Source organism: Mycetocola sp., assembly GCF_046716805.1.
In the GTDB taxonomy this organism is placed as follows: domain Bacteria; phylum Actinomycetota; class Actinomycetes; order Actinomycetales; family Microbacteriaceae; genus Mycetocola_A.
On the sequence record NZ_JBKJWH010000197.1, the window covers coordinates 1 to 4,542 of the forward strand.

Annotated in this window: 5 protein-coding genes and 1 tRNA gene; 1 reads left to right on the top strand and 5 read right to left on the bottom strand. The window is 63.9% G+C overall.

What is annotated here, in order from left to right:
- The first annotated feature begins 289 nt into the window (after positions 1–289).
- Complete coding sequence (locus ACLQ62_RS15930) at positions 290–502, top strand: hypothetical protein (RefSeq protein ID WP_411722608.1); 213 nt, start codon at positions 290–292, stop codon at positions 500–502.
- Positions 503–980: 478 nt separating this feature from the next.
- On the opposite strand, the gene ACLQ62_RS15935 is transcribed toward ACLQ62_RS15930, so the two are convergent.
- The 5 genes from ACLQ62_RS15935 to ACLQ62_RS15955 all read right to left on the bottom strand — a co-directional run.
- Entirely contained in the window at positions 981–2,141 is a 1,161-nt protein-coding gene (locus ACLQ62_RS15935) for a tyrosine-type recombinase/integrase (protein WP_411722609.1), read from the bottom strand.
- Positions 2,142–2,178: 37 nt separating this feature from the next.
- Complete coding sequence (locus ACLQ62_RS15940; RefSeq protein ID WP_411722610.1) at positions 2,179–2,373, bottom strand: helix-turn-helix transcriptional regulator; 195 nt, start codon at positions 2,371–2,373, stop codon at positions 2,179–2,181.
- 196 nt (positions 2,374–2,569) lie between these two features.
- Positions 2,570–2,641 (bottom strand) — tRNA-Gln (locus ACLQ62_RS15945).
- Positions 2,642–2,698: 57 nt separating this feature from the next.
- On the bottom strand, positions 2,699–3,634 hold the full coding sequence (locus ACLQ62_RS15950) for an NAD(P)/FAD-dependent oxidoreductase (RefSeq protein WP_411722611.1): 936 nt from the start codon (positions 3,632–3,634) through the stop codon (positions 2,699–2,701).
- Positions 3,631–4,542: glutamate--tRNA ligase (locus ACLQ62_RS15955; protein WP_411722612.1), on the bottom strand; the 912-nt coding region annotated here is incomplete at its 5' end. The genes ACLQ62_RS15955 and ACLQ62_RS15950, both read right to left, overlap by 4 nt.

Consider the following 4,542-nt stretch of genomic DNA (forward strand, 5'->3'; position numbering starts at 1 on the left):
GTTGAGGTTCCCGTAGAGCGTTGTCCTCCTGATCACGCTGATGAAAGTTGTCCCGGTGGCGTCAAGCAAGTTGGTACCGGTCTGGTGAGCGGAGTGTCTACCGTGTCGGCACGGTCTCAGGCGAACCGGCGAACCGGCGACGCGCGGGAGCGCCCGAGTTTGCGGCTCGAAATCGTCTGTTCCCGAGGGTGCGCCTCTTCCGGACCCGCCTCGCCAGCGAAATGACGACGCGAATGTCAGACGTGACTGCTAAACCTTTACTAAGGCGACCACTACGCGGGAGGCGAGAATGATCGACTGGTCTCAGATTCGCGAACTCATTTGGGAGGCCCGGTGGGACGGTCTTGTCATGATCTTCAACGCTCTCGTTGCGAACGTGACGACGCACTGGTGGTTCGGCCCACTGTTGCTCGTGATTCTCCTCACCCTCACCGGTAAAGCCTGGTTGAAGCTTCTCCGATACGTAGGCGGCACGTTCGCTCGGGGATACTCCAATAACTGACCTTGCCGGAGTTCAGTCGATAAACCGAGCTCCTCCTCCGCCAGGCTGCGGTCGCGTTCAGCCTTCCGCTTTCGCGGATGGAGCGATTGCGAACTAGCGATCCTCGGCGCACAATGGAAGGTAGTTCTGAGCAGGCCCGCACGTTGCATCGAGGACCTGATTCTCGGGCTTTCGGTATAACTCCAGAAGAGGTGGTAGTGCCACCGTGGCACCACCGTGATCAGTGGTCGACGCTCGCCAACTCCCGATCCATGTGCGTAGCCGCGACCCGAAAAGAGATTCAAGGGTGGCGGCAAACCCCAGATGACCGGTGCCGCCACCGTGGCGGCACCACGATCACCCATCGCGAACAGCCGGTGAAAACCGTGGGGGCGGTCGGGTCGCTGATCCACTGAGAAGCGGCGAAACTCCGGGTGGAACGGTGCTGCCACCGTGGCAGCACCGCATCCAGCCTTCCCATTGCGGACTGATTCATGGCTCAAGTACCAAGAACGTCATCGAGAATCTCAGCGGTCAACGGATCGACCTGCTCGGCCGTGACAACGTAACTGTTTCGAGTGATCTGCTCACTCGCATGGCCGAGAAGTCGGGACGCCAGCGTGATCCCGGCCGCCCGCTCGATCAGTGTTGCGGCGGTGCGCCGGTAGATGTGCGTGGTGTACTCGTCGACAGCAACGCCCAGTGCGACGAGTTCCGTGCGTTCATCGTTGATGAATGAGCGGAGCAAGCGCTCGTAATTGCTGACGCTCATTGTGCGACCGGTATTTGTGGGAAACAGAAACGCTTCCGGGTCGGGTTCGGCCAGTGCCAGGCGGCGGCGCACGGCCGCTGCTGCCATCGAGGGAAGCGCGATGTTCCGCCGTTGTCGGGCACGCTTCGGGGAATCTTTTCGATGCGTCCCTTGGGTCTTGTTGCTGACGATTGTGCCGTTGACGACGAGAGTCGGCGGCAGAGTCGTCATGTCCACGTCGCAGCGGCGCAGGCCGAGACATTCTCCGATTCGAATCGAAGTGCCCAGCATGATCTCCATCCCGTCGACGAGGGCGCGGTAGTTGGGTCGGGGGCCGTCGTCTCGTGTGACTCTCCACTGCTCCATCAGCTCCCTGATACCGATGATTTGCGCCGTGCTGAGCGCGGACTCCTTCCTGGGCGCCGTTGGAAGGCGCTGCACGTCGCGCACCGGGTTCCGGTCCAGCGCGTCGTCCCGCACGGCGTATCCGCACACGAGGCTAAGCACTGCGCGGGCACGCCGCGCTTTCGAGATCGTTTCCTCTTCCAGGATTTTCTGCAGTATGCGGTCACAGCGACCGACGGTCAGTTGCTCGAGGCGTACTCCCCCGCAACGCGGCACGATGATCACCCGCGCAGTCGTCTCGTACGACTCGTATGTCGAGAATGAAAGGCTGCCGGTGTTCGCGCGGGTGAGGATTTGTGACAGCCACAGCTCGACCACGTCGGCGATCGTGCTCTTGGGCGATAGAGTGCTCGAGCCGCCGGTGCTCAGTGCCTTCGCCTGCCGGAGGAGATCGGCACGGGCGGCCTCTTCGCTGTCCGCAGAGGCCCGCAACCGGCGCAAGGCGCCGCTGTCGTCCCGAGTGGACCCGCGGGCTTGGTATCGCCCGCTTGCGAGCCGCGTCATGTCGATATTGCCAAGCTCCCCGCTGGGAAGGCGCGGCCTAGGCACGTCGCTTCTCCTTGGCCCAGGCGAGCACGTCGGCGATGTCGTATCGCACGTGCCGGCCGAGCTTCATGTACGGCGGACCGGCGTGTGTCAGGCGCCAGTCTTCCAGCGTCCGCTCGGGGAGTTGAAGGAGTTCGGCAAGCTCTTGCTGGGTGAGGAAGGTCTGCGCGATCTGCGCCGTCTCGTTCATACCCGTTAGGTGTGCGAGCGGAGACGGGAACGCACGGGCAATGCCGTGACTATTCCGTACAGGCCGGGACAGCTGGGTCGTCCGACGACTTGTGTCGGGGTTTCTGGTCTCGTTTATGGTCAAAAGACCTGAAAACGGTGTCAGCGAGGGGGTGGGCGATGTGTGATTTCGCCGCGGAATCCTGCGCCTGTTACTGCTGGGGTACCTGGACTCGAACCAAGAACAAATGAACCAGAATCATCCGTGTTGCCAATTACACCATACCCCAATGGCCAAAAGCAGTGCCCCGGCCAGTTGTCAACTGTAGCCTACCGACGGCTCACTCTCAAATTGAGAGGGTGCGTGCGGCGACTGTGTCGCGAACGATGGATGCCGACGCCTGCGCCCCTGTGCCCGCCGCCACGATCAGCTGCTCCGGGCCTGGCGGGGTTATGTCACCTGCGGCATATAGGCCGGGCACCGAAGTTCGGTGATCGGCATCCACGACCAGCAGCCCGTTCTCGTCGGTCTCCACTCCCAGCCCATCGAGATAGCCGAGCGCCGTCTCCCATCGAGGCCTCACAAAGCCTGCCGTTCGCGCCACCACGTCGCCGTCGGCGAGCTTCAGCCCGGTCAGCTGGGCACGCTCCCCCACGAACTCAGCGACGACGCGACGCTCAACCGCGATGCCGTGGGCTGCAAGCATCCGTTCGTCGTCGTCGGAAATCGTCCCGACGCCGTTGGTGAAGACGATGACGTCATCACTCCACACCGAGGCATGCAGTGCGCGCTCGGGAAGGTCGTTAGATTCCCCCACAACCGCCAGTGCTGCGCCCGCCTTCTCGAAGCCGTCACATTCGTAGCAGCTGTGCAGTGCTGTGCCGTAGAAGGCACGCAGGTTGCCGATCGTGGGAAGGACCTCACGCAGACCGGCCGCAACGAGCACCCGCCGGGTGGTGACGTCGCGGTCAGGGGCGCCGCGCACGCCGGTGGCTGTGACCCGGAATCCCCCGTCCACCGCCGACACCTGATCGACCAGGGCGAACTGCACCTCGGCGTCGTCGTAGGAAGCGACCTCATCGCGTCCCATCCGCCGCAGCTCGAGCGGTGAAATGCCGTCACGCGTCAGGAAACCATGCGAATGCAGTGTCGCCGCGTTCCTCGGTCGGTTGCCGTCGAGGACCAGGACCCGCTGCCGTGCCCGGACGAGGTTCAGCGCGGCGGAGAGACCGGCGGGCCCCCCGCCGACCACAACGACGTCGACATCGGCCTGGCTGGTCATGCGGACAGGTGCGTCGAGAGCCGGGACAGCCGGGCGAGGGTGTCGGTCTTGCCGAGGATCACCATCGACTCGAACAGCGGCGGCGAAACGCGGCGACCGGAGACGGCGACGCGAAGCGGCCCGTATGCAATTCGCGGCTTCAGCCCGAGTCCCTCGATGAGGGTTGCGGCCAGGGCGCCCTGCAGTCCCTCAGCGTTCCACTGGGCTTCCGGCAGCGCAGTAAGGGCGTCACTGGACGCCGTAAGCACGTCGGCGGCGTTCTGCGGCAGGCTCTTCAGCGCGTCGTCCTGGTATTCGATGCCGGCGGCATCCGTGAAAAGGAAACCGAGCATGCCCGGTGCCTCGCCGAGCAGCCCGATCCGTTCCTGGACCAGAGGCGCCGCCTCTGTCAGGATCGCCCGCTGCTGGTCGGTGAGCGGTTCGGTCAGGATGCCGTCGCGAACGAGATAGGGAATGGTGCGCTCGGCGAAGTCAGCGGTTTCGAGAAGGCGGATGTGGTCGCCGTTGATCGACTCGGCCTTCTTCAGGTCGAAGCGCGCCGGGCTCGGGTTGACGTTGACGACGTCGAACGCGGCGACCATCTCGTCGAGCGAAAAGACGTCGCGGTCGGCGGAGAGCCCCCAGCCCAACAGGGCCAGGTAGTTGACGAGACCCTCTGGAATGAACCCGCGGTCCCGGTGGTGGAACAGGTTCGACTCCGGGTCACGCTTCGACAGCTTCTTGTTGCCGTCACCCATGACGTAGGGCAGGTGTCCGAATCGCGGAATGAACGTCGTCAGTCCGATGTCGATGAGCGCGTGGTAGAGCGCGATCTGGCGGGGAGTGGACGGCAGCAGGTCTTCGCCGCGGAGCACATGGGTGATGCCCATCAGGGCATCGTCGACCGGGTTCACGAACGGGTAGAGCGG